The 25,563-nt window shown below is 59.4% G+C and carries 22 protein-coding genes, 2 tRNA genes and 3 pseudogenes; 12 read left to right on the forward strand and 15 right to left on the reverse strand.

The window, feature by feature from the left end; all coding sequences use genetic code 11:
• The first annotated feature begins 43 nt into the window (after positions 1 to 43).
• Positions 44 to 334: a nucleotidyltransferase family protein gene (locus ACZZ0D_RS01215; RefSeq protein ID WP_159815610.1), complete on the forward strand. Its 291-nt coding sequence runs from the start codon at positions 44 to 46 to the stop codon at positions 332 to 334.
• The gene (locus ACZZ0D_RS01220) at positions 331 to 675 is read left to right on the forward strand and encodes a HepT-like ribonuclease domain-containing protein (protein WP_463552273.1); all 345 of its coding nucleotides are present in this window, start codon (positions 331 to 333) and stop codon (positions 673 to 675) included. Before ACZZ0D_RS01215 ends, ACZZ0D_RS01220 begins: the two co-directional genes overlap by 4 nt.
• Before the next feature lie 36 nt (positions 676 to 711).
• On the opposite strand, the gene ACZZ0D_RS01225 is transcribed toward ACZZ0D_RS01220, so the two are convergent.
• Positions 712 to 2,130, reverse strand: coding sequence for a short-chain fatty acid transporter (locus ACZZ0D_RS01225; RefSeq protein WP_053123825.1), 1,419 nt, complete (start codon positions 2,128 to 2,130; stop codon positions 712 to 714).
• Between the two features lie 310 nt (positions 2,131 to 2,440).
• On the opposite strand from ACZZ0D_RS01225, the gene ACZZ0D_RS01230 reads away from it, so the two are divergent.
• The 7 genes and pseudogenes from ACZZ0D_RS01230 (at position 2,441) to ACZZ0D_RS01260 (ending at position 7,573) form a co-directional block, all read left to right on the forward strand.
• Positions 2,441 to 3,754, forward strand: coding sequence for an MFS transporter (locus ACZZ0D_RS01230; protein ID WP_463552274.1), 1,314 nt, complete (start codon positions 2,441 to 2,443; stop codon positions 3,752 to 3,754).
• 206 nt (positions 3,755 to 3,960) lie between these two features.
• Positions 3,961 to 4,647, forward strand: a pseudogene (locus ACZZ0D_RS01235) (PAS domain-containing protein); the annotation flags it as partial.
• A gap of 102 nt (positions 4,648 to 4,749) precedes the next feature.
• A pseudogene (locus ACZZ0D_RS01240) lies at positions 4,750 to 5,187 on the forward strand (methyl-accepting chemotaxis protein); the annotation flags it as partial.
• A 179-nt stretch (positions 5,188 to 5,366) separates the two neighbouring features.
• Positions 5,367 to 5,978, forward strand: coding sequence for a flavin reductase family protein (locus tag ACZZ0D_RS01245; RefSeq protein WP_463552275.1), 612 nt, complete (start codon positions 5,367 to 5,369; stop codon positions 5,976 to 5,978).
• Between the two features lie 92 nt (positions 5,979 to 6,070).
• Complete coding sequence (locus ACZZ0D_RS01250; RefSeq protein WP_400650865.1) at positions 6,071 to 6,631, forward strand: DUF2975 domain-containing protein; 561 nt, start codon at positions 6,071 to 6,073, stop codon at positions 6,629 to 6,631.
• Between the two features lie 7 nt (positions 6,632 to 6,638).
• Complete coding sequence (locus ACZZ0D_RS01255) at positions 6,639 to 6,860, forward strand: helix-turn-helix domain-containing protein (protein WP_463552276.1); 222 nt, start codon at positions 6,639 to 6,641, stop codon at positions 6,858 to 6,860.
• 80 nt (positions 6,861 to 6,940) lie between these two features.
• Positions 6,941 to 7,573, forward strand: a complete 633-nt coding sequence (locus ACZZ0D_RS01260) for a LysE family translocator (protein ID WP_282358943.1) — start codon at positions 6,941 to 6,943, stop codon at positions 7,571 to 7,573.
• Positions 7,574 to 7,596: 23 nt separating this feature from the next.
• Here the strand turns inward: ACZZ0D_RS01260 and ACZZ0D_RS01265 are convergent.
• Both ACZZ0D_RS01265 and ggt read right to left on the reverse strand, forming a co-directional pair.
• A pseudogene (locus tag ACZZ0D_RS01265) lies at positions 7,597 to 7,767 on the reverse strand (helix-turn-helix domain-containing protein); the annotation flags it as partial.
• Between the two features lie 151 nt (positions 7,768 to 7,918).
• Positions 7,919 to 9,751: a gamma-glutamyltransferase gene (ggt, locus tag ACZZ0D_RS01270; protein WP_463552277.1), complete on the reverse strand. Its 1,833-nt coding sequence runs from the start codon at positions 9,749 to 9,751 to the stop codon at positions 7,919 to 7,921.
• A 267-nt stretch (positions 9,752 to 10,018) separates the two neighbouring features.
• Here ggt and ACZZ0D_RS01275 point away from each other — a divergent pair, with 267 nt between their 5' ends.
• The gene (locus ACZZ0D_RS01275) at positions 10,019 to 11,119 is read left to right on the forward strand and encodes a DUF2817 domain-containing protein (protein ID WP_463552278.1); all 1,101 of its coding nucleotides are present in this window, start codon (positions 10,019 to 10,021) and stop codon (positions 11,117 to 11,119) included.
• A 98-nt stretch (positions 11,120 to 11,217) separates the two neighbouring features.
• Here the strand turns inward: ACZZ0D_RS01275 and ACZZ0D_RS01280 are convergent.
• The 6 genes from ACZZ0D_RS01280 to ACZZ0D_RS01305 all read right to left on the reverse strand — a co-directional run bounded on the left by ACZZ0D_RS01280 (position 11,218) and on the right by ACZZ0D_RS01305 (position 16,830).
• Positions 11,218 to 11,294 (reverse strand) — tRNA-Met (locus tag ACZZ0D_RS01280).
• Between the two features lie 86 nt (positions 11,295 to 11,380).
• The gene (locus tag ACZZ0D_RS01285; RefSeq protein WP_463552279.1) at positions 11,381 to 12,835 is read right to left on the reverse strand and encodes an amidase; all 1,455 of its coding nucleotides are present in this window, start codon (positions 12,833 to 12,835) and stop codon (positions 11,381 to 11,383) included.
• 60 nt (positions 12,836 to 12,895) lie between these two features.
• Positions 12,896 to 13,942, reverse strand: a complete 1,047-nt coding sequence (locus ACZZ0D_RS01290; protein ID WP_463552280.1) for an ABC transporter substrate-binding protein — start codon at positions 13,940 to 13,942, stop codon at positions 12,896 to 12,898.
• A gap of 27 nt (positions 13,943 to 13,969) precedes the next feature.
• Positions 13,970 to 14,776, reverse strand: coding sequence for an ABC transporter permease (locus ACZZ0D_RS01295; RefSeq protein ID WP_426619146.1), 807 nt, complete (start codon positions 14,774 to 14,776; stop codon positions 13,970 to 13,972).
• Positions 14,776 to 15,696, reverse strand: a complete 921-nt coding sequence (locus ACZZ0D_RS01300) for an ABC transporter permease (RefSeq protein WP_053123801.1) — start codon at positions 15,694 to 15,696, stop codon at positions 14,776 to 14,778. The genes ACZZ0D_RS01295 and ACZZ0D_RS01300 overlap by 1 nt, the downstream gene beginning before the upstream one ends.
• A 15-nt stretch (positions 15,697 to 15,711) precedes the next feature.
• The gene (locus ACZZ0D_RS01305; RefSeq protein ID WP_212545505.1) at positions 15,712 to 16,830 is read right to left on the reverse strand and encodes an ABC transporter ATP-binding protein; all 1,119 of its coding nucleotides are present in this window, start codon (positions 16,828 to 16,830) and stop codon (positions 15,712 to 15,714) included.
• Between the two features lie 228 nt (positions 16,831 to 17,058).
• Between ACZZ0D_RS01305 and ACZZ0D_RS01310 the strand changes: the two genes are divergently transcribed.
• Positions 17,059 to 17,961, forward strand: coding sequence for a LysR substrate-binding domain-containing protein (locus ACZZ0D_RS01310; protein ID WP_053123797.1), 903 nt, complete (start codon positions 17,059 to 17,061; stop codon positions 17,959 to 17,961).
• Here ACZZ0D_RS01310 and ACZZ0D_RS01315 read toward each other — a convergent pair.
• Positions 17,954 to 20,011, reverse strand: coding sequence for a methyl-accepting chemotaxis protein (locus tag ACZZ0D_RS01315; protein ID WP_463552281.1), 2,058 nt, complete (start codon positions 20,009 to 20,011; stop codon positions 17,954 to 17,956). The two genes, ACZZ0D_RS01310 and ACZZ0D_RS01315, sit on opposite strands and share 8 nt — an antisense overlap.
• Before the next feature lie 433 nt (positions 20,012 to 20,444).
• Here ACZZ0D_RS01315 and ACZZ0D_RS01320 point away from each other — a divergent pair, with 433 nt between their 5' ends.
• Positions 20,445 to 21,662 (forward strand): MFS transporter, encoded by a 1,218-nt coding sequence (locus ACZZ0D_RS01320; protein ID WP_463552282.1) that lies wholly within the window; start codon positions 20,445 to 20,447, stop codon positions 21,660 to 21,662.
• A 182-nt stretch (positions 21,663 to 21,844) separates the two neighbouring features.
• Here the strand turns inward: ACZZ0D_RS01320 and ychF are convergent, their stop codons facing one another.
• From ychF to ACZZ0D_RS01345, 5 genes are all read right to left on the reverse strand, one after another.
• A complete protein-coding gene (gene ychF, locus ACZZ0D_RS01325; RefSeq protein WP_016987222.1) occupies positions 21,845 to 22,945 on the reverse strand; it encodes a redox-regulated ATPase YchF in 1,101 nt (366 codons plus the stop codon).
• Between the two features lie 22 nt (positions 22,946 to 22,967).
• Positions 22,968 to 23,552, reverse strand: a complete 585-nt coding sequence (pth, locus tag ACZZ0D_RS01330; RefSeq protein WP_008079560.1) for an aminoacyl-tRNA hydrolase — start codon at positions 23,550 to 23,552, stop codon at positions 22,968 to 22,970.
• Between the two features lie 171 nt (positions 23,553 to 23,723).
• Positions 23,724 to 24,323 carry a 50S ribosomal protein L25/general stress protein Ctc gene (locus tag ACZZ0D_RS01335; RefSeq protein WP_053123771.1) on the reverse strand — a complete coding sequence of 200 codons (600 nt, stop codon included), beginning with the start codon at positions 24,321 to 24,323 and terminating at the stop codon, positions 23,724 to 23,726.
• Positions 24,324 to 24,465: 142 nt separating this feature from the next.
• Entirely contained in the window at positions 24,466 to 25,407 is a 942-nt protein-coding gene (locus ACZZ0D_RS01340) for a ribose-phosphate pyrophosphokinase (RefSeq protein ID WP_003171603.1), read from the reverse strand.
• A gap of 45 nt (positions 25,408 to 25,452) precedes the next feature.
• A tRNA-Gln gene (locus ACZZ0D_RS01345) sits at positions 25,453 to 25,527 on the reverse strand.
• Positions 25,528 to 25,563: the final 36 nt, after the last annotated feature.

A 25,563-nucleotide genomic window follows, 5' to 3' on the forward strand; every position in this document is an offset into this window, starting at 1 on the left:
CACTGCTAGACTGCTGCGTTAATGATTCCGGCTACGGTGATTCATGAAACCTTCCACTGCTCTTGATTTGCAACGAACTGCCATCCGTGAGGTTGTCGGAAGATTTCGTGTGGCTAATCCGCGTGTATTTGGTTCCGTAGCACTGGGAACTGATCTTGAAGGCAGCGACCTTGATCTGTTGGTTGATCCACTTCCGGGCGCCACGTTGTTTGATCTCGGCGGACTTCAGGTGGAGCTTGAGGATTTGCTGGGTGTGACCGTTGATCTGCTGACACCGGGAGATTTGCCGCTGAAGTTTCGTCAGCAAGTTCTGGATCAGGCCCGTCCCGTATGATCGAAAATCGGCTCGGCGATTACCTTGAGCATATGCGTCAAGCCGCTAGCGACGCGTTGATTTTTATCGAGGGACTGAGCAAGGATGAATTCGTCGACGACAAGCGTACGCAGCAAGCGGTCATCATGAGTCTGGTCATCATTGGCGAAGCGGCTACCAAAGTGATGGATCGGTTTCCTGAGTTCACTGCACAGAACACCCCAGTTCCCTGGCGCAGCATGCGCGGAATGCGCAATCGAATTGCCCACGGTTATTTCGATATCAATCTGGATGTAGTGTGGGACACGGTTCAGGTCGCATTGCCCGAACTCTTGAAGGTGCTTCCCACTCAGCAAAATTGATTGCACCTGCACTGAAGCAGGTGCAACCCCATCAAGTTACGGCATCACCGGCGGCGTATACGCCAATGTCGTCCCCAGCGCCCACAGCAAAAACAGCACCAGCGGCGTGTGCACCAGCAGTTGCACGAACGAGAAGCCGATCAGATCCCGCGCCTTCAGTCCGAGCACGCCCAGCAGCGGCAGCATGTAGAACGGGTTGATCAGGTTCGGCAGCGCTTCGGCCGCGTTGTAGATCTGCACCGCCCAGCCGAGGTGGTATTGCAGATCGTTGGCGACCTGCATCACGTACGGCGCTTCGATGATCCACTTGCCGCCACCCGACGGAATGAAGAAGCCGAGAATCGCCGAGTACACGCCCATCAGCAGGGCATAGGTGTCGTGGGAGGCGATGCTGACGAAGAACGTCGAGATGTGGTGCGCCAGCGTTTGCGCGTCGGCGCCTTTGACCGTGGTCATCAGTGCGGCAATCGAGCCGTACAGCGGGAACTGGATCAGCACGCCGGTGGTGGTCGGTACCGCGCGCGACACCGCATCGAGGAAGCTGCGCGGGCGCCAGTGCAGCAGCGCGCCGAGCATGATGAACAGGAAGTTGTAGGTGTTCAGCCCGGAAATCGCGGTGATCGCCGGTTTCGTCGAGAACTCGTGGAACAACCATCCCGCCGCCAGCAGCACCAGCACGATGATCAGCAGCGGACTGTGTTCCAGCCATTCGCCCGGACGAGTGCGCGGTTGCAGCGGTGGCAGGTTGAACGCCGGGTCGATGCCGCAGGCCTTGGCGTCCCGTGCTGAGTTCGGGCCGGGCGCGGTGGCGTAAGCGATGATGATCGAGATCACGATCAGCGCCAGCAGCATCACGCCGGACTGCCAGAGGAAAATCGTTTCGGTGAACGGAATCACTCCGGTGATCGACAGGATCGACGGCGGCAGGCTGCCCGGGTTGGCCTGCAACTGTGCGGCCGACGACGACAGGCCCAAGGCCCACACGGCGCCAAGCCCCAGATAGGCAGCGGCCCCGGCAGCGCGGTAATCCATTTTCAGATCGGTGCGGCGGGCGAGGGCGCGTACCAGCAAACCGCCGAACACCAGCGACAGGCCCCAGTTGAGCAGCGACGCAACCATCGAAATCAGTGCGACCCAGGCCACGGCGGAGCGGCCGTTTTTCGGGATGCGCGCCAGACGATCGATCAGTTTCACGGCGGGCGGCGAGCTGGCGACGACGTAGCCGCCGATCACCACGAAGGCCATTTGCATGGTGAACGGGATCAGGCTCCAGAAGCCGTCACCGAAAGCCATCGCGGCGTCGGTGGGTTTGGCGCCCATGGCCATTGTCGCCAGCGCGACGATGATCACGGCCAGTGCGGCGAACACCCAGGAATCGGGAAACCAGCGTTCGGCGAAGTTGGAACAGCGCAAGGCGAAGCGCGCGGAGCGGCTATCTTCGATATCAGCGGCCACAGAAGTACCTCGGATTTTTTTATGGTTATTTTGGGTCTGCAGAGCGATCAGTGCTTTGGGTGGGAGCGGGCTTGCTCGCGAATGCGGTGGGGCAGTCGGCACTTTTCTGGCTGACCCACCGCATTCGCGAGCAAGCCCGCTCCCACAGGTTTTTCACTAGGCTGCGGACAGGCCCCAACAGTAAATCAAGCCGAGGCGTTTTGTGAGCAGGTTTTTCCAAATCAGGACTATGGTCTAACGGGTTGTCCATCCGTCCATTTGCGTAGACCATGTGCGCCTTGGTTTTTTGCCTGTGCCAGAGTTCTTTGTCATGACTGCCAATTCCGCTGCGCAACCCGCGCCGTTCAGCCGCTCCGACTACAAGACCCTCGGCCTTGCAGCCCTCGGTGGCGCGCTGGAAATCTATGATTTCATCATTTTCGTGTTCTTCGCCCTGACCCTCAGTCAGCTGTTTTTCCCGCCGGAAATGCCCGAATGGCTGCGCCTGCTGCAAAGCTTCGGGATCTTTGTCACCGGTTACCTGGCGCGGCCGCTGGGCGGTATTTTGATGGCGCATTTCGCCGACCGCATGGGTCGCAAGAAAGTCTTCAGCCTGAGCATCCTGATGATGGCGCTGCCGTGCCTGCTGATCGGGATCATGCCGACGTACGCGCAGATCGGTTATTTCGCGCCGCTGTTGCTGCTGGCGCTGCGCATCCTGCAAGGCGCGGCGGTCGGCGGCGAAGTGCCGAGTGCCTGGGTGTTCGTCGCTGAACATGCACCTGCTGGCCATCGCGGTTATGCGTTGGGCTTCTTGCAGGCCGGGCTGACCTTCGGTTACCTGATCGGCGCGTTGACCGCGACGTTTCTGGCGCAAGTGTTCACCCCGGCGGAAATCCTCGATTACGCCTGGCGCTATCCGTTCCTGCTTGGCGGTGTGTTCGGCGTGATCGGCGTTTATCTGCGCCGCTGGCTGAGCGAAACCCCGGTGTTCATGGCCATGGAAGCGCAGCGTGAGGCGCGCGTCGAACTGCCGTTGCGCACGGTGTTGCGCGAACACCGACTGGCGATGCTACCGGCGATGCTGCTGACCTGCGTGCTGACCTCGGCGGTGGTGGTGTTCGTCGTCATCACGCCGACGATGATGCAGAAAACCTTCGGCATGAGCGCCAGCCACACCTTCGCCCTCAGCGCATTGGGCATCGTTTTCCTCAATATCGGCTGCGTGATCGCCGGGTTGCTGGTCGACCGCATCGGCGCCTGGCGCACGGTCATGCTCTATAGCCTGCTGCTGCCGCTGGGCATTGCCGTGCTCTACGGCTGCCTGATCAGCGGCGGCGACTGGATTGGCATCGCCTACGCCATCGCGGGTCTCGCCTGCGGCGTGGTGGGTGCGGTGCCGTCGGTGATGGTCGGGTTGTTCCCGGCGCGTATTCGCGTGTCAGGCATTTCCTTCACCTACAACATTGCCTACGCCGCGTGGGCAAGTATCACACCGCTGTTGCTGATCGGTCTGATGCCGTGGAGTCCGTGGATATGCGTGATGTTCTGCGCGGTGATGGGCGCGGTCGGTATCGTCAGCGCGGCGTATTTCGGTGCGCGCATGCCGCGCACGGGACAATGTCAGGTAGCCGGAACTGCCTGACAACGTACGTCCGAACTATTTTTGACTGAGGAGTCTCAAGCGCTCTTCAGAAACGCTGCGCAAGGCCGATGGTTAGGCTGCATCCCGCTCTCTAACCTGTCCATCGGTACTTTCCCATGTTCAACAAACGCTTGAAGCAAGAGCTGGCCGCTCTTCGTGAAGAACTCTCCAGCCTTGTGCAAGTGAAGGAAAGCCTGGAAAGCGAGATGCTGGTGCTGACCCTCGAGCCCGACGGCCGGGTGCAGTCGGTCAATCAGAACTTCCTCACCGAGATGCTCTACAAGAGCCACGATCTGATTGGCCGCGCGATCGAAGACATCGTTCCGGCCCACGTGAAGTCCGATGAGTTTCATCACCGCTTCAAAAACGCCATGAACCGTGGCGAGCATTTCGCTGGCGCGATTCGTTTGCTGCGCGGCAATGGTGAAGAGGCGTGGCTGCGTTCGATTGTGCAGCCGGTGCGCACGTCGGATGGGCGGATCAAAAACATCTCGATCTATGCCAGCGACCTGACGCGCACAATCGAAGCCTCCCGCGAACACGAAAACCTGATCGGCGCATTGGTGCGTTCCACCGCCGTGATCGAGTTCGATCTCAACGGTAATGTACTGGCCGCCAATGATCGTTTCCTTAGCGGCATGGGTTACAGCCTGGCGCAGATCAAGGGCAAACATCACCGGATGTTTTGCGAGCCGCAGGAGTACAACAGCGCCGAGTACGCAAACTTTTGGCGTCGTTTGAACAACGGTGAGTTCGTCGCCGACCGTTTCAAACGGGTCGACAGCCATGGTCGTACAGTCTGGCTGGAAGCGTCCTACAACCCTGTGGTCGATGCCAACAACAAACTGTACAAAGTGGTGAAGTTCGCCACGGTGATCACCGATCAGGTCAACCGCGAAAAGGCCGTTGCCGAAGCCGCCAACATTGCCTACAGCACCTCGCAGCAAACCGACAGCACGGCGCAGCGCGGCACCACGGTGGTGACCGAGGCGGTCAATGTGATGCGCGATTTGTCGCGGCACATGCAGACGGCGGGTGAGGGCATTGAAGCGCTGAACGAGCAGTCGCTGGTGATCGGTACCATCGTCAAAACCATCAGCGGCATTGCTGAACAGACCAACCTGCTGGCGCTCAACGCGGCGATCGAAGCGGCGCGTGCCGGTGAACAGGGGCGCGGTTTTGCCGTGGTGGCCGATGAAGTGCGGCAACTGGCTTCGCGCACCAGTCAGGCGACGGACGAAATTGTCGGCGTGGTGCGGCAGAACCAGGAAATGGCGCGCAATGCTGTGGCCCTTATGACTGACGGCAAGCTGCAGGCCGAACAGGGGCTGGCGCTGGCGGCAGAGGCGGGCACGGTGATTGTCGAGATTCAGGATGGTGCGCAGAAAGTGGTGAATGCCGTCGGCCAGTTCGCCAATCAACTTTCCAACTGAACATCCACCCAATCCCTGTAGGAGCTGTCGAGTAAAACGAGGCTGCGATCTTTTGATCTTGATGTTGAGGGCCAACATCAAAAGATCGCAGCGTTCCGCAGCTCCTACAGGTTTTTCACCAGCAGATATTTCAGTGGCAGCGCTACAATCGGCTCCTTTTCTCCCCGGAGCAGATCCCCATGAGCGCCGACCATCGCCGCCCGGTTCCCCTCAACAAAGCCTACCGTTTGCTCAACCATGGGCCGACCGTATTGGTCAGCGCCGCGCACAACGGCCAGCGCAATATCATGGCTGCCGCCTGGGCAATGCCGCTGGATTTCGAACCACCGAAAGTCGCCGTCGTACTCGATAAATCAACCTGGACGCGCCAGTTGCTCGAAGCCTCGGGCACCTTCGTCCTCAACGTTCCGTGTGCGCAACAGGCCGATATCGTGCAAACCGTCGGTAACACTTCCGGTCTGGACATCGTTGGCAGTCAAAGCCGCGACAAATTCGAAGCGTATGGCCTGCAAACCTTCGCCGGAGATCTTGTTGAGGCGCCGCTGCTCGACGGCTGCGTCGCCTGGCTTGAATGTCGTTTGTTGCCGGAGCCGCACAATCACCAGCAGTACGATCTTTTCCTCGCCGAAGTGATTGCCGCGCACGCCGATGCGCGCGTGTTTAGCGAAGGGCGTTGGCATTTCGACGGCCACGATTCGTTGCGCACGCTGCACCATGTGGCGGGCGGGCATTTCCTCACCATTGGCGACGCTTTGGATGGCAAAGTGCTGGAGGCCAATCCATCGAAATGAAACATAAATTAACGTTTTGCAGCAATTAATTATTGTTTTGCGATAATTTAATCGTCTATGGTTTGTCTCACATTCAATCTGTGAGGCTTCCCATGACTTCCGTTTCTCTCGCGCAATTCAGCCGCCGTATGGCCACGATTACATTGCTGCTGATCATCCTGATGCTGGTGCTCAACGCTGCGGTCTGGCTGTTCCCGACGTTGGCCAGCAAGGATGGTTTGGGCCTGGGGTTCGCACTGAGCGATCGCCAGCTCTCGGACATGACCAGTGCCGCCGCAGTGTTTCCATGGTGGCAAACATTGGGCGCCATCGTACTGTCAAGTATTCCCCTGATCGCACTGGCCTATGGTTTGAGGGCGCTGCGTCGTCTGTTCCAGTGCTACGCCACGGGTGAGTATTTTTCCGCCGAAGCCGCCGGTCATCTGGGCAAAGTCGGGCGCGCCGTGGCGCTCTGGGTGCTGCTGGATTTTCTATGCGAACCGATGCTCAGCCTGTGGATTACTCAAAATGCGCCGGTCGGCGAGCGAATGGTGACCTTAAGCGTCACAGCGTCCACCTTCGTCGCGTTGTTCATGGCCGGCTGCATTTCGATCATTGCGCGTATCCTGTCGCAGGCCAGCGAAGTGGATTCCGAAAACCGTACTTTTATTTGAGATCGCTATGTCTATCGTGATTCAACTGGACGTGATGCTCGCCCTGCGCAAAGTCAAATCCAAGGATCTGGCCGCCGCCATTGGCATCACCGAAGCCAATCTTTCCCTGCTCAAACAGGGCAAGGTCAAAGGTTTGCGTCTGGCGACCCTGGACGCCATTTGTGAATACCTCAACTGCCAACCCGGCGACTTGCTGATCCGCGTGCCGGAGAGCGAACCGGCTGTTTAAAAGCACTGCCCAACCCATGGCAAAACGCGGCGGGATGTTGCAAGGTGTGGGCATTGTCGAATCAATCAGGCACATGCCCCATGGATATCTCTGCCGTGAGCTACCTCGCTCCACTGCTGTCGCTGGCGCTGTTGTGGACAGTCGCCGTGGTCACGCCGGGGCCGAACTTCTTCAACATCGCGCAACTGGCCGTCAGCCGTTCGCGACGCCATGGCGTCGTTGCCGCACTGGGTGTGGCCAGCGGCACGGTACTGTGGGGACTGGCCGGCGGCTTGGGCATCCAGTCATTGTTCAGCGCCGCACCGACGCTGTATCTCAGTTTCAAGATCGCCGGGGGCTGCTACCTGATCTACCTCGGCCTCAAGCAATTCAAACGCAAGGCTGCCATCGCGCCGGGCACCGTGGACGCGTCGCAGCAAACACTGCGCGGCGCCTATGCCCGAGGCTTTCTCGGCAACATGACCAATCCAAAATCGGCACTGTTCGTCGCCACCATCTTCGCTACCGCAATGCCGGCACACATACCGCCGTTATTGCTGGCGCTGGCGGTACTGACCATGGCCACGCTGTCATTCAGTTGGTATTGCAGCGTCGCACTGTTTTTCGCCAGCCGCCGGGTGGCGAGTGTTTACGAACGCTCGCGTAAGTGGCTGGATCGACTGGCCGGTGGTTGCTACTTGCTGTTTGGCGCACATCTGGTGGCGAGTCGTTGAGCGCATTGGGTGTATCTGTCTCAGGGCAAGTCGAGAGGAAAATGCTTCTCTTCGTAGGCTTCGATCAAGGTGATCATTACCTCGAAGTAATCCCCTTCAGGCGTACCAGGTTCAGGTTCATTGTCGAAAAGTGCGGAAACGTTTTTGAGCGCCGCACGGTAGTCTTCTTCGGTGTGGATCGGACGGATGTTCATGGGGAAAACTCCATTTCAACGAACGGACTCACTCTACCTCTGCGTACAATTTTCAGGGGTAGGAAAAGGCGACATGACATGGCCGAAGCTTCCGTTCCCGCATAAAAAAGGCCTACCTCCCGGTAAGCCTTTTCCGTCTTGCATGTAAGCCTCAATCCCCCAACGCTTCCCCTTCACGCCGTGGATCCGCTCCACCTTCCAGCGTTGCATTGCGCTGCGCATCCTTGACCCGAACAATCGCTTGGGTGCCGCTGGTCATGTCGATTTCATTCACTGCATGCCCTTTGTCCTTCAACGCCTGAATCAGCGTCGGGCTGAATTGGCCTTGTTCCAGTTCGGTCGGGCCGTTGCGGCTGCCGAAGTTGGGCAGGCTGATAGCGCTTTGTGGGTCGAGGTTCCAGTCGAGCAGACCGATGGTAGTTTTTGCCACGTATTCGATGATCTGCGAGCCGCCCGGTGAACCGACGCTGGCGAGGAATTCGCCGCTGTTGCGATCGAAGATCAGAGTCGGGGCCATCGACGAGCGTGGACGTTTACCGGGTTCGACGCGGTTGGCGACTTTTTGGCCGTTCTCTTCAGGGATAAAGGAGAAGTCGGTCATCTGGTTGTTAAGCAGAAAACCCTGAACCATCAGGTGCGAACCGAACGCCGCTTCGATGGTGGTGGTCATCGATACGGCGCCGCCGAGGTCATCCACCGCGACCACTTGCGAGGTTGAGATGCGCAGTGGCGAACGATCCGGTGCGTAGGCCACCTGCACGCCCGGCGGTGTGCCGGGTTTGGCGGTGCCCATGCTGCGCTCGCCGATCAGGCTGGCGCGATTGGCCAGATAACCCGGGTCGACCAGGCCTTTCACTGGCACCGGAACGAAGTCGGTATCGGCGACATATTGCGCACGATCGGCGTAGGCCAGACGTTCAGCTTCGGCGATCAGGTGCACCGCTTGTGGCGCGGGTTCGATGCCGGCGGGTTTGTCGGTTTTCACTGGTTTCAGCGGGGTGAGCGACAAGCGCGGATCGCGGGTTTCCAGCGCCTGCAAGGTGCCGAGAATCTGCGCCACGGCGATGCCGCCCGACGACGGTGGCGGCATGCCGCAGACTTGCCAGCGCTTGTAGTCGGTGCACAGCGGCGCGCGTTCTTTGGCTTGATAGTGCTGAAGATCGTTCAGCGACAGGCTGCCCGGGTTGGCGTGGCCCTGTACCTTGGCGACGATTTCTTCGGCGATCGGGCCTTTGTACAGCGCATCGGCGCCTTCGTTGGCGATGCGTTTGAGCACGGCGGCCAACGCTGGATTCTGCAAGCGCGTGCCGACCGCTTTGACGCTGCCATCGGCATTGAGGAAGTACGCGGCCATGTCCGGCGAGTTGCGGATCACCGGATCAGATTCCAGCAGCGAATGCAGGCGCGGGGAAATCGCGAAACCTTGTTCAGCGAGTTTTATCGCCGGTTCAAACAGCTTGGCCCATGGCAGGCGACCGTGTTGTTTATGCGCCATTTCCAGTGCGCGCAAAACGCCAGGAGTGCCAACGGAGCGGCCGCCAATTTGCGCCTGCGGGAACGACATCGGTTTGCCGTCAGGGCGCAGAAAGAGTTTCTCGGTTGCGCCGGCCGGCGCGGTTTCGCGACCGTCATAGGTGCGCACCTGTTTGCCGTCCCACAGCACGATCATCGCACCGCCACCGATCCCGGAAGATTGCGGCTCAACCAGCGTCAGCACGGCCTGCATCGCAATCGCTGCATCAATCGCCGAACCGCCCTGACGCAACATCTCGCGACCGGCCTCGGCAGCCAGTGGATTGGCAGCGGCGGCCATGTGTTTGCTGGCGTGACGGGTTTGCAGATCGGTGCGGAAACCCGACGCGGCTTCCGGTGCCAAAGGCATGACCGAGGAGGGCGGGGCGTTGCACGCGGCGAGGGTCAGGGCGCTGATGATCAGCGTCAGGGCAGGCAGGCGAAAGCGGCTCAAGGGCAAGGCTGAAAACACGCGGGCTCTCCGTCCGTGGATTAAAAGTCTGAGGGACTCTATCGACCGGTCGGTCGAGACGCAAACCGATGGGCATTTTTGTCTTTCTTTTCAGGGCGGATGTTCGCTAGGGTCGACCTCAACTGATAGACCATAACGACTCCCTGTAGGAGTGAGCCTGCTCGCGATAGCGTCATCACATTCAACATCATTGCTGACTGATCCAGCGCTATCGCGAGCAGGCTCACTCCTACAGTTGAAAGGCATAAAAATCACAAGAGGCCAGGCATGCACAGCGAGTTTCCCACCGAGTCCAGTTACCGCAATCAACGCGAACAGTTTCTCGCCGCCGCCAATGCCGCCGGGGCGACAATCACCTCCTACGCACATCCGCGCTGTGGCCCGTTTGGCGAGCCGTTAAGCACCGACGTCGCCGTGCTCGGTGACCCGCAGGCCAAAAAACGTCTGGTGGCGCTCAGCGGTACCCACGGCGTGGAGGGCTATTACGGTTCCGACTGCCAAATCGATTGGCTGAAAGCATTCGCACCCGGCTCGCTGCCCAAGGATGTCGCGGTGATCATGGTTCACCTGATCAACCCGTGGGGCACGGTGTGGCTGCGTCGAGTCAACGAAGACAACATCGACCTCAACCGCAATCATCTGGATTTCACCGAAGCGTTGCCGGATAACCGAGCTTACGCGTCATTACACGATATCTACGCCTGCACCGACCTGAATGGCCCTGAGCGTCAACGCGCCGATGCCTTGCTCGATGCGCAGATCAACGAACACGGCTGGCCGGCGGTGATGTCGATTGTCGAGGGTGGTCAACACAGTCATCCGGATGGATTGTTCTACGGCGGTCGCGCGCCGAGCTGGTCGAATCGCACGTTGCATCAAATCATCGAAGCGCACCTGGCCGGCGCGGACACCGTGATGTGTTTCGACCTGCACACCGGCGCTGGCGAATACGGTCATCCGATGTTGCTGACCATCACCCAAACACCGTACCCGGCACTCCCCAAGGCGCAGTCGATTTACGGGCCATGGCTTTACACGCTGCACACCGGCGCCGACACCCTGAGCGAAACCGGCGTCGCCGCGACCGCCACCGGTTACACCTCTCAAGCATTGCTCGATGCCTTGCCGGACGTGCAATTGATGCCGTTCGTGATCGAGTGCGGCACCTATCCCGGCGCGGATGTGCATCGGTATTTACGTGACGACCATTGGTTGCATCTTCACGGCGATCCGCTGGATGCGACGGGAAGGGTGATCAAACTGAATCTGCTGGAGCAGTTTTACCCGGCCGATCCCGACTGGCGGGCGATGGTGGGTTTGCGTACCCGGCAAATCTGGGCGAAAGGATTGGCGGCACTGGCAGGCTGAAACGCTGGATGAGGGGAGAAATCCCCTCACCATAAAACCGGCGCTTTTCTCGAGGCATAAAAAAACGGCCTACCTTTCGGTAAGCCGTTTTTAGTACTTGGTGGCTACACAGGGACTTGAACCCCGGACCCCAGCATTATGAATGCTATGCTCTAACCAACTGAGCTATGTAGCCAAGTGGCGCGCATTATTCCCCTGAAATGGAAAAGCGTCAAGCGTAAATTTAAAAATTTTTTCTACGCTTTCAACCGTTTATCAAAATCACTGGCTCAGCAGCGGCGAAGGGCAGCGTTGGAACCAGCGGCTGGCCTGTTCATAAGCGTGCGCCAATTGCAGAACAGCGAAGTCTGCCTGGTGCTTGCCGATGATCTGCAGCCCCATCGGCAAACCCTGCGCATTGAATCCAGCCTGAACGCTCGCCACCGGGCAACCCGATAACGTGCCGGGGATGACCACTTCCATCCAGCGATGATAAGTGTCCATGCTCACGCCATCGATCGACGTCGGCCACGGCTGGGTTTTATCGAACGGAAACACCTGAGCGCTCGGCAACAACAGGTAGTCGTATTTTTCGAATAACTTCGAGATCGCCCGATACCAATCGCTGCGCACCGCCGACGCGGTAAACACTTCGCTGGCGGAAAGCTGCAAACCGTTTTCCACTTCCCAGATCGCTTCCGGTTTCAACAGCGCACGCTTTTGCGGATCGGCGTAAGTCGCGCCCAACGAACCGGCGACCATCCAGTGCCGCAACGTGCGCCAACTGCTCCACAAGCGCTCAGGCGCGAAACCCGTATCCGCTGCCTCGACGTGGCAGCCAATGCTTTCGAAGTCGGCGAAGGTCTTCTCGCACAGCGACAGCACGCCGTTCTCCATCGGCAGATAACCATTGAAGTCACCCAGCCAGCCCAGACGTGTGCCTTTGAAATCACGTTTCAGCGGCGCGGCAAACGCCTCACCGGATTCGGCGATGGACAGCGGCGCTCGCGCATCGGCGCCGGCCTGCACTGACAGCAGCAACGCCGCGTCACGCACGCTGCGCGCCATCGGGCCTTCATAACCGAGTTGATCGATAAACAGATCGGCACTGTCATCAAACGGTACGCGACCCTGCGACGGGCGGAAGCCGAAGATGTTGTTGAACGCCGCCGGGTTGCGCAGCGAGCCCATCATGTCGCTGCCATCGGCCACCGGCACCAGATGCATCGCCAGCGCCGCGCCTGCGCCACCGCTGCTGCCGCCGGCGGTTTTGCTCGGGTCATACGCGCAACCGGTGGCGCCGAACAATGGGTTGTAGCTTTGCGAGCCGAGGCCGAATTCCGGGGTGTTGGTCTTGCCGATGATGATCGCGCCGGCGTTCTTGATCCGCTCGACCATGATGCCGTCACGCTCGGGCACAAAATCCTTGTACAGCGGCGAACCCATGGTGGTGCGAATGCCACGGGTCAGCGACAGATCCTTGATCGCGTGCGGGAGGCCGTGCATCCAGCCATGGTATTCGCCGCGCAGCAGTTCAGCGTCGCGCTGATCGGCCTGAGCCAGCAGATCTTCAGGCGCCTGCAGGCTGATCAACGCATTGACCTTGGGGTTGAAGCGTTCGATGTGCGCGAGATAGGTCTGCATCACTTCGCGGCAGGAAACCTGGCGCAGGCGAATGCGCTCGGCGAGCTCATGGGCCTGCAACAGGACCAGTTCGCTGATGTTATTAGAATTCATTGCAAGCAGCCTTCAAGACGACTGGAAAAACGCCCCGGCCTCGCACCGGGGCGGCAGGGATCAACGCATCAGGTTGGTCCAGAGGCGGTCGGCCAGACGGATCGAGCCTTCGCCGCAGGTCTTGCTGAACACCACTTTGGTGCCTTGCGGAATGTGCAGCTCCGGTGCGTCCTTGAGCGAGGCATCGAGGAACGGTTCGACGCCTTTGATCGGGCTCTGATGCTTGAGGAAGTTCTGCGTCATCGCCGCATTTTCAGGCTGGCTGAGGAACGCAATGAACGCCTTGGCATTCGCTGGATTCTTGCTGCCGGTCGGAATGACCATGTTGTCGACCCACGCCAGCACGCCTTCTTTCGGGTACAGATATTTCAGCGTCGGTTTCATTTCGCGAGCGCGCATCGACGAGCCGCCCCAGAACATCGACATGTCGATTTCACCCGAAGCGAGGTTTTCGCGGATCGAACCGGCCTTCGAGCTGTAGGTTTTCACGTACGGCTTCTGCGCCTTGAGCAACGTCAGAATCTGCTGCATCTGCTTCGGATCTTCGGTGCACAACGGGATGTCGAGGTAGAGGCTGGCCATGTCTACCGCATCGCTGACCGCGTCGAACATGTTGATCCGGCCTTGCAGTTCGGCCGGCGGCTCGTACAAGACTTTGTAGCTGTCGACCGGGCCGCTGTAGCGTGCGGTGTCGAGCACCACGCTGGTGGTACCCCAAATGAACGGCACCGAATACGCGCCCTCGGGATCCCAGCTTGGTTTTTTCAGGTTGTCGGCAACGTTGGCGTAATACGCTTCTTTGACCGGGTCGAAGCGCTCCAGCAGTTTTTCCTGAATCAGGATCGGCACGAATTGATGCGACGGAATCGCCACGTCATAACCGGCGCCGCCCTGTTTCAGTTTCGCCAGCAGCGTCTCGTTTGAGTCATAGGAATCGACGGTGACTTCGATGCCGGTCTGCTTCTGGAACTTGGCGAGAATCTCCGGCGAAAAGTAGCCGCTCCAGCTCACCACGTTGAGTTTCTCGGCGGCCTGAACACTGACGGCCATGGTCAGCGGCACAGTCAGGAACAACGAAGTGCCGACGCTTTTTATCCACTTGCTCATGTCATTTCCCCACGGTAGGTAGAAGGTTCAGGCGTTCTTTTTGCCCAACAGATAAGAGAGGCTGACGAACAGCACCGAGACGCCCAAAATCAGCGTCGAGACGGCGTTGACGTCGGGTGTCACACCCATGCGCAGCAGGCCGAAGATGAAGATCGGCAGGGTGGTGGTGCCGGCCTGCGAGACCATCATCGAGATCACGAAGTTATCCAGCGAGACGATGAAGGCCAGCATCAACCCGGAGAAAATCCCCGGCATCAGCAGCGGCAGCGTGACCTTGCGAAAGGTGCGCCACGGGCCGGCGTAGAGATCGGCCGAGGCTTGCTCCAGCGACAGATCCATATCGTTCAGACGTGCACGAATCGGCAGGTAGGCGAAAGGGATGCAGAACACCGTGTGCGCGATGATCAGGTTGCCGTAACCCAGCGACAGGCCGATGGTCGAGAACAGCGCGAGCGTTGCCACGCCGACGACAATTTCCGGCAATACCAGTGGCAACATGATCGCGCCCATCGACAGTTGCAGGCCTTTGAACTTGGCCCCGCGCGAGGTACCGAGCGCGGCGAGGGTGGCGATCGCTGTGGCGATCATGCTGGCGCACACCGCGATCATCAGGCTGTTGCTGGCGGCCTGGCGCAAGGCCTGATTGGCGAACGCGGCGCGGTACCAGTCGAGGCTGAAACCAGTCCACACCGTCGCCGACTGATTGGCGTTGAACGAGAACACCACCAGCACCACGATCGGCGCATAGAGGTACAGATAGAACAGAAAACTGAAGCCGCCGAACCCTGGAAAGTCCTGCACGCCCAGCCCTTTGCGTTTGAATAAAGCCAGCATCACGCACCTCCTTTGGCGATGCGCTGACGCTCGGCGCGCAAGGCATACACAGTCAGCACCAACATCACTGCGGCCATCAGCACCAGCGACAGCGCCGCGCCGAATGGCCAGTTACGCGAGTCACTGAACTGGCGGAAGATCAGGTTGCCGAGCATCATTCGCGTGCCGCCGCCGAGCAGTTCCGGGGCAATCATCGCGCCCAGGCACGGTACGAAGGTGAGGATGGCGCCGGCGAGAATCCCCGGTTTGGCGATCGGCAACACCACTTTGCGCAAGGTGCGCACGCGGCCGGCGTAGAGATCCTGCGCAGCTTCGAGCAGGCGAATGTCCATTTTTTCCAGCGTGGCGTAGATCGGCAAAACCACGAATGGCGCGTAGGTGTAAACCAGCCCCAGCAGCACCGCGCCGTCGGTGTACAACAACTGCAACGGTTCATGGATCACGCCCATGCCCATCAGGCTGTTGTTGATTACGCCGGTGTTACGCAGCAGCAAAATCCACGCGTAGGTGCGGATCAGCAGGTTGGCCCAGAACGGCACGGTGATCAGAAAAATCAGCAAGCCGCGCCGATGCGCCGGTTGCATCGCCAGCCACACGGCGACCGGAAAACCGATCAGCAGGGTGATGATCGTGGTCAGCCCGGCGATGCCGATCGAGCGCAGGGCGATGAGCAGATAGGAGTCGGTAAACGCCAGGCTGTCATCCATTTGCCGCTCGAACAGCAACGAGGTGTAAGCCTCACTGCTGAAGACTTTATTGACCCCGCCGTAGGGGTTGGCTTCCATCAGCGAATAGCCGATGACAATCAGGATCGGCACCACCAGAAACAGGCAGATGGCGGTCAGCGCCGGGCTGACACCGAGGAAACTCTGGAAGGCCTTGCGACGTTCCAGCGTGTTGGCAATCGGTAAGGCGTGCATGACAATTTCTCCGGCTCAATCGTGCAGGACGCTGGCGCTACCACGGTCAAACAGCAGACCGGCCTGGGAGCCGACGGCAAAGCGCAGGCTCTGGTCGACGCAATTGGGCGTGCGCACGGTGAGACGCGAACCGTCGCTGAGGCTGACCTGATATTGCAGGTCGGTGCCGAGGTAGATCTGCGCGTCGATCCGGCACGGCAAGGCAGCCTCGGTAGCGGCCGGCACCAGATGCAGGCGCTCGGGGCGTACCGACAGCGATACGCTGGCGCCGACCTGCACGTCATCGCACGCTTGCGCCGGCAGCGGATGCCCGGCCGGCCCAGCGAACCACGCCTGACCGTCTTCCACACGAGTCACGGTGCCTTCGATGAAATTGGTTTCGCCGATGAAGTCAGCGACGAAGCGATTGCGCGGACGTTCGTAGATTTCTTCCGGCCGCCCGACCTGTTGCACTTCGCCTTCAGAGAGCACGGCGATGCGGTCGGACATGGTCAGCGCTTCTTCCTGGTCGTGGGTGACGAAGATGAAGGTGATGCCGGTTTTCGCCTGAATGGTTTTCAGCTCTTCGCGCATGGCCTGACGCAGCTTGAGATCGAGTGCCGACAGCGGCTCATCAAGCAGCAACACTTTTGGATGCGGCGCCAAAGCGCGGGCGAGGGCGACACGTTGTTGCTGGCCGCCGGACAGTTGCGCCGGTTTGCGATTGGCGAAGCGCTCCATCTGCACCAGCGCGAGCATCTCGCGGACACGTTCGCTGATTTGCGCCTTGGTGAGGACTTTGCCCATCGGGTGCGATTCGAGGCCGAAGGCCAGGTTTTCAGCGATGGTCATGTGCGGGAACAGCGCGTAATGCTGAAACACCGTGTTGACCGGCCGCTCGAAGGGTGGGCGATCGGCGATGTTTTCGCCGTAGAGAAGAATCTCGCCTTCGGTGGGAAATTCGAAACCGGCGATCATCCGCAGCAGCGTGGTTTTGCCGCAGCCGGAAGGGCCGAGAAGGGTGAAGAATTCGTTGTCGCGGATATCCAGATCAATGCTTTTCAGCGCCACTGGACCGGTTTGCGGATCACCGTAAACCTTGCGCACCGAACGGATTGATACCGCCAGTGTTTGCAGCGAATGCAGGGCATTCATGCGTTACCTCCGATTCCCCCATCGCCTGCGGTTCGCTCTGAAAAGCGTTGCCGTCGGGCCATGGATATTATTTTTTTGGGCAGGATCGAGATTGCGTTCGGGGTGTAATAACCAGCTGTTTTTTTGTTCTGCTGTGGCTCGATTATCAGCCAGGGGTTGCGCGGGGCGACACTTCAATTTAAACATGGCAGCTGTTAGTTAATTTAATAGCCTAAGGTGCCAGGAATCATGCCCGACCACCGATTGCCGCCGCTGAATGCGGTGCGTGCCTTTGATGCCGCCGCGCGATTGGGCAGCTACGTCGAAGCCTCGAAAGCGCTGCACGTGACCCAGCCTGCGATAGGCCGGCATGTGAAATTGCTCGAAGACTGGTTGGGCATTCAATTGTTCGAACGCACCTCGCGCGGGGTCAACCTGACCCCGGCGGGCGAGAAATACCACCGCAAGATCAGCGCCGCGTTGCAGTTGATCATCGAGGCCGGCAAGGAAGCGCAACCCAAAGACGCCGAACGCTGGCTGCGGATCATGGTGGTGCCGGGGTTCGCCAAGCGCTGGTTGATGCCACGGATCGAAGCGATGCGGCACCTGCGGCCGGGGCTGAAATTTGCCATCGAACCCAACTCGACCTTCACCGAAGTGGATGGCAAAAGTGCCGATCTGGGCATCGTCTACGGCCTCGACGGGGAGTACGCCGATTCGCGGGAAGCGCTGATTTGCCCTCGGGTGTTTCCGATTTGCACGCCGGAGTATCTGGCAAGCATCGATCCTATCGACAGCCCGAGAGATCTGATCAAGCACGAGCTGATTCACGTCGATGACGGTGAGTGGTGGAACCTGTGGTTCGCCGCCCATGACCTCGATATTCACCTGAAATCCGACCTGCTGTACGTCAATAACGATCACGCCTTGTCGGTGGCCGAGAGCGGGCAGGGCATTGCGCTGGCCAACGAAGTGCTGGTGCGCCATGAGCTGGCCAGCGGCAAACTGGTGCGCGCGATTGATGATGAGGTGAAGCTGGAAAGTTACCGGGTGCTGACCGCGTCCGCCGAACTCTCGGCGGACGCCGTGTGGTTTATCCAGTGGCTGAAAACCGAGCTGGAAAAGGATTTCCCGCAAGCGGTGATCAGTTGAGGCGAAAGCGCGCCGTGTTCTCGCTCAGTGCCTGGCTGCCGAGGCGCAGGGTGTCTGCCGCCAGATTTACCGCTCGCGCGCCTTCGAGCAAACGCACCGCCGCTTGATCGACCTGCTGGATATTGCCGCTGACTTCATCGGCGGTGCACGCCTGTTCCTCCACCGCCGTGGCGATTTGCGCGAGGGTGTCGGTGACGCTCTGCACGGCATTGGCGATTTCGCCCAACCGTTCGCCAAGCCCGGTGACTGACTCGGCATCGGTTTGCGCCTGGCCGCAGGCAGCTTCCATCAAACTCACGGCTTCGTTGACCGTTGCGCGCAGGCTGTCGACCGTTCCAGCGATCTGCGCGGTGGATGATTGCGTGCGTTGCGACAGGCTGCGCACCTCGTCCGCCACGACGGCAAAGCCGCGTCCCTGTTCACCGGCGCGCGCGGCTTCAATCGCCGCATTGAGCGCCAACAGGTTGGTCTGTTCGGCCACCCCGCGAATGGTGTCGACCACCAATTGAATCTGCTGGCCTTGCTCGCTGACCCGACCGAGCGCCGCAGCGGTGTCGTTCAAACGCTGATTGAGCTGTTGAATGCTCGCTGTGGTGCGCTGACTGTCGCGGCTGCTGTCGGCAGCGATACGCTGGGTGAGCTGAGCGCTGCCGGAAGCCTGTTCGCAACTCTGCGCCACGCCTTGCGAGGTCGCGGCCAATTGCGTGGCCGCAGCGGCGATCTGGCTGATCTGCAACTGCTGCGCTTCGACTTCGCCGAGGGCACCGCTGGAGTGATCGTTGAGGCTGCGCACCGCGTCGCTCAGTTGCGAAGTCTCGTGATCGACTCCGAGCATGCTGCTGCGCAGTTGCACCACGGCGACGTTGAGCGCGGTGCTGATCGCCGCCAGTTCATCGCGACCCTCCACCGGCACTTGCAGGCTGAGGTTGCCGTCGCGCAGGGCTTCCGCGAGCAGGGTGATGCCGCTGGCGCTGCGACGAATCGAGGCTTGCAAGCAGATGAACAGGTACAGCGCCGCGAGCAGCAGGCAACCGAATACGGCGGCGACGATGATGAACTGACGAATCGCCGAACCGTGATAGGCGTCGAGTCGTTGATCCAGCGAGACCAACGATTGCTGGCGCAGGGCGGCTAGATCCGTCAACAGCGCATCGAGGCTGCGTTCGAAGTCTTCCGGTTTGAGATTGATGCTGCCGCCAAACACGCCGTCGTCCAGCACCTTCAGGCCGCTGTCGAGGTGTTTGAGGCTCTCGTGGTATTGGTTGGCCCAGCTCTGCTGATCTTTCGGCAGGCGTGCTTCGAGCAGCGTGGCGGTTTTCACCAGTTGCTCGCGAGCATCACCGATACGGCTGCGCAGATCGCGCAACTGCAAACGGCTTTGCAGGGTGAACTGGCCCGAAACTACTGAGGCCTGGCCGACAGCGGCGAGGCGACCAACGCGTTCAATCAAGTCCGGCGCATGTTGCGTGGAGATTTGCGTCAGCAGATAGGTTTCCAGCCACGGCGCGAGGGTCAGGCGATTGTCCATGACGATCTGCTCGCGCAACGCTTGCAGGGCGCTCAGGGCGTTGGTGAAACGGTCATAACCGTCCGGCCACCAACCGACGCCGCTGAGGCTTTTCGAATCCAGTCCATTGAGTGCGGTTTGCAGCGTTTGATAGCGGCTGAGGGTTTCACCTTCCGCGCCTTCGTTTTGCAGGGCATTGCCCAGATCCGTGGTGGCTTGCACAACCGCCGGTTGCACCGCGGCGAACGCGCCCATGGCGGCGAGGGTGGCCGGTGTCGGCTGGCGATTGGTTTCGGTGGCGCGCCAACGGGCGGCGCGGTCGCGTTGGGCGGCGAGCAGGTTGTCCAGCGCATCCAGCGCGAGCAACTGGCGCACGCCGGCACGTTCGCCGGCAATCAGATTGAGCTTGTCGCGATAGTCCTGGCCGATCATCAACAGGCTGCCGGCCAACGGCAAAATGAACAGCAGAAACAACAACTGGAATTTACCCGCGAAGCCAAACCGCCCCAGCAATTTGATCCCCGGTGAAAGGAAAGCCTGCATGCCCCATGACTCCTCTGGACACCACGCACCATCGGCGTGCATCGCGGTCGTTCGACGTTGATGTTGTGCCCTGCTAAAAGGCCTCGAAAGTTCACTCTCACCCGCTCTGTAGGCAGGTTCTGTAGCGAAACTTCCCATTGTCGATCACCTTTGTAAGGCGACCGCGTTCAGGGGCAGTAGCAAGGCAAGATTCAGACCATGGCGTTGAGCTATCACCTAAATCCCGTTCCCTGTAGGAGCTGCCGAAGGCTGCGATCTTTTGATGTTGTTTTTTAAAAGATCAAAAGATCGCAGCCTTCGGCAGCTCCTACATGATTGGGTGATTCAGGGCAGGGTGGTTAGTTAGCTGGCTAAGGGGATGGCGCTCACGCACTGAAAAATGGCACATTGACGCACCTGCCTGCGTGCACCCATCTGCTGTCCGGAAACTTCCATGGCTATCAGCAACGTTCAGACCGCCGCTGCCTCGGCGCCCGCTGCTCCCCAAAGCAGTCCATTGGTGATGCGTATCATCGGCGCGGTGGCGCTGGCGCATCTGATCAACGACCTGATTCAGTCGGTCTTGCCGTCGATCTACCCGATGCTCAAGGCCAATTACGGCCTGACCTTTACCCAGGTCGGCCTGATCACCCTGACCTTCCAACTGACCGCGTCGCTGTTGCAGCCGTGGGTCGGTTACCACACCGATCGGCATCCGAAACCGTGGCTGTTGCCGGCCGGTTCGATCTGCACATTGATCGGCATCGTGATGATGTCGATGGTCGGCAGTTTTCCGATGATTCTGCTGGCGGCGGCGCTAATCGGCATCGGCTCCTCGACGTTCCACCCCGAGGCCTCGCGGATTGCGCGGCTGGCTTCCGGTGGACGCTTTGGTCTGGCGCAATCGACCTTTCAGGTCGGTGGTAACGCCGGTTCCGCATTCGGCCCGTTGCTGGCGGCGGCGATCATCATTCCGTTCGGTCAGGCCAACGTGGCGTGGTTCGGTTTGTTCGCGGTGTTTGCGCTGTTCGTGCTGTACCGCATCAGCCGCTGGTACGCGCACCACTTGAACCTGTTCAAGCTCAAGGCCGGTCAGGCAGCGACTCACGGACTGTCGAAGGGCCGGGTGACCAGTGCGCTGGTGGTATTGGGGCTGTTGGTGTTCTCCAAGTATTTCTACATGGCCAGCCTCACCAGCTACTTCACCTTTTACTTGATCGAGAAGTTTGACCTGTCGGTGGCGAGCTCGCAGTTGCACCTGTTCCTGTTTCTCGGTGCGGTAGCGGCGGGCACCTTCTTCGGCGGGCCGATTGGCGACAAGATCGGCCGTAAGGCGGTGATCTGGTTCTCGATCCTCGGCGTGGCACCGTTCACGCTGCTGATGCCCCACGTTGATCTGTTCTGGACGACTGTCCTTAGCGTGGTGATCGGCTTCATTCTGGCCTCGGCGTTCTCGGCGATTGTGGTGTACGCGCAGGAACTGGTGCCGGGCAACGTCGGGATGATTGCCGGGGTGTTCTTCGGTTTGATGTTTGGTTTCGGCGGGATCGGCGCGGCGCTGCTCGGGCATCTGGCGGATATTCACGGTATTGAGTACGTGTATTACCTGTGCTCGTTCCTGCCGCTGTTTGGCGTGTTGGCGATCTTCTTGCCGCGTACCAAAAAGGCCTGATCCCACACAAATCCAATGTGGGAGCGGGCTTGCTCGCGAATGCGGGGTATCAGCTACACATGTACTGGCTGACACGACGCCTTCGCGAGCAAGCCCGCTCCCACAGGGGAATTGCGTACAGCGATAAATTTCAGGCACAAAAAAGCCGCGTATCAAACGCGGCTTTTTCTTGGGCGTAACGCTTACACGTTAAAGCGGAAGTGCATCACGTCGCCGTCTTTGACGATGTAATCCTTGCCTTCCAGACGCCATTTACCGGCTTCTTTGGTACCGGCTTCGCCCTTGTACTGGATGAAGTCGTTGTAGGCGATCACTTCGGCGCGGATGAAGCCTTTCTCGAAGTCGGTGTGGATCACGCCGGCAGCCTGAGGTGCGGTGGCACCGACTTTGACGGTCCAGGCGCGGACTTCTTCAACACCGGCGGTGAAGTAGGTCTGCAGGTGCAGCATTTCGTAGCCGGCGCGGATCACGCGGTTCAGGCCAGGCTCTTCCAGACCCAGGGCCTCGAGGAACATGTCCTTCTCTTCGCCGTCATCGAGCTCGGCGATTTCTGCTTCGATCTTGTTGCAGACCGGAACGACCATTGCGCCTTCTTCTTCGGCGATGGCGCGAACCACGTCCAGGTGCGGGTTGTTCTCGAAACCGTCTTCAGCGACGTTGGCGATGTACATGACCGGTTTGGTGGTCAGCAGGTGGAAGCCCTTGATCACGGCTTTTTCGTCCGCGCTCATGTTCTTCATCAGGCTGCGTGCCGGCTTGGCTTCGGTGAAGTGCGCGATCAGTTGCTCCAGCAGAGCTTTCTGAACCACGGCGTCCTTGTCACCACCCTTGGCGTTACGCGCGACTTTCTGCAGTTGCTTCTCGCAGCTGTCGAGGTCGGCGAAGATCAGTTCCAGGTCGATGATTTCGATGTCGCGCTTCGGGTCGACGCTGTTGGAAACGTGGATCACGTTCTCGTCTTCGAAGCAGCGCACGACGTGAGCGATCGCGTCGGTTTCGCGGATGTTGGCGAGGAACTTGTTGCCCAGGCCTTCACCTTTCGAGGCGCCGGCAACCAGGCCAGCGATGTCGACGAATTCCATGGTGGTCGGCAGGATGCGCTTTGGATTGACGATGGCCGCCAGAGCGTCCAGACGCGGATCCGGCATCGGCACGATGCCGCTGTTCGGCTCGATGGTGCAGAAGGGGAAGTTTTCGGCCGCGATACCGGATTTGGTCAGGGCGTTGAACAGGGTGGACTTGCCGACGTTAGGCAGGCCGACGATGCCGCAATTGAATCCCATGGTGTTTCCCCTCGGATAAGAGTCAGGCCTTCTGGCTGTGCAGGTTTTTCATCGCACGGTTCCATTCACCGGCGAGGATATCCGGCAGCACGCCGAGGGCAAAGTCGATGCTGGCATCGAGTTTTTCCTGTTCGGCGCGTGGCGCACGACCCAGGACGAAATTTGAAACCATACTGGCGACGCCCGGGTGGCCAATGCCAAGCCGCAGGCGGTAGAACGTATTCTGATTACCCAGTTGCGCAATGATGTCGCGCAACCCGTTGTGACCGCCATGGCCGCCGCCCTGCTTGAGCTTGGCAACGCCCGGAGGCAAGTCGAGTTCGTCATGCGCCACCAAAATTTCTTCAGGCTTGATGCGGAAGAAACCGGCGAGTGCCGCGACGGCCTGGCCGCTGCGGTTCATGTAGGTGGTGGGAATCAGCAGACGAACATCCTGACCCTGATGCGAATAGCGCCCGGTCAGGCCGAAATATTTGCGATCGGCCACAAGATTCACATTCTGTGCGTGGGCGATGCGCTCAACAAAAAGGGCCCCTGCGTTATGCCGGGTCTGGTCGTATTCGGCGCCTGGATTTCCCAGGCCAACGATCAGTTTGATGGCAGTCACGATAGGGGCCCTTCCTTTGAGTGGTGAGTAACATCGCCGCGATCAGGGAAAGCGGCGAAAGTGGACGAAAAATGCTCATTTACCATGGATGTAAACTCCGCGTTCTCGCCCGCTTTCTCGCTACGTTCCAGTCCGCGATGTTACTTGCTCACTCAGGCATGACAGAGTGAATTACTCTGCTGCGCCTTCTTCAGCTTCTGGAGCAACGCGTGGAGCGTGTACGTTTGCAACAGCTTTGTCGTCGCCGTGAGCCAGTGCAACGAACTCAACGCCTTTAGGGGCTTTGAGGTCGGACAGGTGAACGATTGCGCCGATTTCCAGAGCCGACAGGTCGACTTCGATGAACTCAGGCAGATCTTTCGGCAGGCAGGAAACTTCGATTTCGTTCAGGACGTGCGAGATCTCGCCGCCTTTCTTGGTCGGAGCTTCTTCACCAACAAAGTGCACAGGCACGATAGCGGTCAGTTTCTGGCCAGCTACGACGCGTACGAAGTCAGCGTGCAGAACGTGACCCTTGGACGGGTGACGTTGCAGAGCCTTGATGATGACGTTCTGCTTTTTGCCGCCAACGTTCAGTTCGATAACGTGGCTGTAGGCAGCATCGTTTTCGAGCAGTTTGGCAACTTCTTTGGCCAGCATGCTGATGGATTCAGGGGCTTTTTCGCCACCGTAAACAACAGCTGGAACCAGAGCGGCGAGACGACGCAGGCGGCGGCTCGCACCTTTCCCCAGGTCGGAACGCAGTTCAGCATTCAGAGTAAAATCGTTCATTGTGTATCTCCAAAATAGCCATGACCGGGTTGACGTTTGCGACCAGCGCCAAACACGGTATGGGCAAAAAAGCCCCGCCCCGGCAGGAATGCCGGGGCGGGGCGCTTTTCGTCAACGAGACATTTCGAGAAGGGCAGGGCCCTTAACGGAACATCGCGCTGATCGATTCTTCATTGCTGATGCGGCGAACCGCTTCGGCAACAACCGGTGCGATATCCAGTTGACGGATACGTGCACAGGCTTGTGCTGCAGCGGACAGCGGGATGGTGTTAGTCACCACCAGCTCGTCCAGCACGGAATTTTCGATATTCTCGATGGCCCGACCCGACAGCACAGGGTGTGTGCAGTAGGCAAAGACCTTGGCTGCGCCATGCTCTTTCAGGGCCTTGGCCGCGTGGCACAAAGTGCCGGCGGTATCGACCATGTCATCGACCAGAATACAGGTACGCCCTTCGACATCACCGATGATATGCATCACTTCAGAGTGATTGGCTTTCTCACGGCGTTTGTCGATGATCCCGAGATCCACGCCCAGGGATTTGGCAACAGCACGTGCACGCACGACGCCACCAATGTCCGGGGACACAATCATCAGGTTTTCGAAGCGCTGATCTTCAATGTCATCCACCAATACCGGGGAGCCGTAGATGTTATCTACCGGAATATCGAAGAAACCCTGAATCTGGTCAGCATGCAGATCAACCGTGAGAACACGGTCGATGCCGACTACGGTAAGCATGTCAGCAACGACTTTCGCGCTGATAGCCACACGTGCGGAACGCGGACGGCGATCCTGACGGGCATAACCAAAATAAGGAATAACAGCAGTGATACGAGTAGCCGAGGAGCGGCGGAAGGCGTCAGCCATCACTACCAGTTCCATCAGGTTATCGTTGGTCGGAGCGCAAGTCGGCTGAATAATGAAAACGTCTTTACCGCGAACGTTTTCATTGATCTCGGCTGTAATTTCGCCGTCGGAAAACTTACCGACAGAGATGTCACCGAGAGGGATATGCAGCTGACGTACAACACGCCGAGCCAGATCGGGGTTAGCGTTCCCCGTAAAGACCATCATCTTGGACACGCGCAGTACCTAGAGGCTGAGGGTAACCTGGATGAGTATAGAAAATGGCAGGGGCGGCTGGATTCGAACCAACGCATGGCAGGATCAAAACCTGCTGCCTTACCGCTTGGCGACGCCCCTGTATCTGTTGCATCAAGTGCCGTGCACTTGGTTCCT

The sequence above is a fragment of the Pseudomonas sp. AC193 genome (assembly GCF_979258075.1).

What these genes read in the sequence shown, in the direction of transcription:
- ACZZ0D_RS01215 (WP_159815610.1), top strand. Translation starts at nt 44, where the DNA reads ATGAAACCTTCCACTGCTCTTGATTTGCAACGAACTGCCATCCGTGAG.
- ACZZ0D_RS01220 (WP_463552273.1), top strand. Translation starts at nt 331, where the DNA reads ATGATCGAAAATCGGCTCGGCGATTACCTTGAGCATATGCGTCAAGCC.
- ACZZ0D_RS01230 (WP_463552274.1), top strand. Translation starts at nt 2,441, where the DNA reads ATGACTGCCAATTCCGCTGCGCAACCCGCGCCGTTCAGCCGCTCCGAC.
- ACZZ0D_RS01245 (WP_463552275.1), top strand. Translation starts at nt 5,367, where the DNA reads ATGAGCGCCGACCATCGCCGCCCGGTTCCCCTCAACAAAGCCTACCGT.
- ACZZ0D_RS01250 (WP_400650865.1), top strand. Translation starts at nt 6,071, where the DNA reads ATGACTTCCGTTTCTCTCGCGCAATTCAGCCGCCGTATGGCCACGATT.
- ACZZ0D_RS01255 (WP_463552276.1), top strand. Translation starts at nt 6,639, where the DNA reads ATGTCTATCGTGATTCAACTGGACGTGATGCTCGCCCTGCGCAAAGTC.
- ACZZ0D_RS01260 (WP_282358943.1), top strand. Translation starts at nt 6,941, where the DNA reads ATGGATATCTCTGCCGTGAGCTACCTCGCTCCACTGCTGTCGCTGGCG.
- ACZZ0D_RS01275 (WP_463552278.1), top strand. Translation starts at nt 10,019, where the DNA reads ATGCACAGCGAGTTTCCCACCGAGTCCAGTTACCGCAATCAACGCGAA.
- ACZZ0D_RS01285 (WP_463552279.1), bottom strand. Translation starts at nt 12,835, where the DNA reads ATGAATTCTAATAACATCAGCGAACTGGTCCTGTTGCAGGCCCATGAG.
- ACZZ0D_RS01290 (WP_463552280.1), bottom strand. Translation starts at nt 13,942, where the DNA reads ATGAGCAAGTGGATAAAAAGCGTCGGCACTTCGTTGTTCCTGACTGTG.
- ACZZ0D_RS01295 (WP_426619146.1), bottom strand. Translation starts at nt 14,776, where the DNA reads ATGCTGGCTTTATTCAAACGCAAAGGGCTGGGCGTGCAGGACTTTCCA.
- ACZZ0D_RS01300 (WP_053123801.1), bottom strand. Translation starts at nt 15,696, where the DNA reads ATGCACGCCTTACCGATTGCCAACACGCTGGAACGTCGCAAGGCCTTC.
- ACZZ0D_RS01305 (WP_212545505.1), bottom strand. Translation starts at nt 16,830, where the DNA reads ATGAATGCCCTGCATTCGCTGCAAACACTGGCGGTATCAATCCGTTCG.
- ACZZ0D_RS01310 (WP_053123797.1), top strand. Translation starts at nt 17,059, where the DNA reads ATGCCCGACCACCGATTGCCGCCGCTGAATGCGGTGCGTGCCTTTGAT.
- ACZZ0D_RS01315 (WP_463552281.1), bottom strand. Translation starts at nt 20,011, where the DNA reads ATGCAGGCTTTCCTTTCACCGGGGATCAAATTGCTGGGGCGGTTTGGC.
- ACZZ0D_RS01320 (WP_463552282.1), top strand. Translation starts at nt 20,445, where the DNA reads ATGGCTATCAGCAACGTTCAGACCGCCGCTGCCTCGGCGCCCGCTGCT.
- ychF (WP_016987222.1), bottom strand. Translation starts at nt 22,945, where the DNA reads ATGGGATTCAATTGCGGCATCGTCGGCCTGCCTAACGTCGGCAAGTCC.
- ACZZ0D_RS01335 (WP_053123771.1), bottom strand. Translation starts at nt 24,323, where the DNA reads ATGAACGATTTTACTCTGAATGCTGAACTGCGTTCCGACCTGGGGAAA.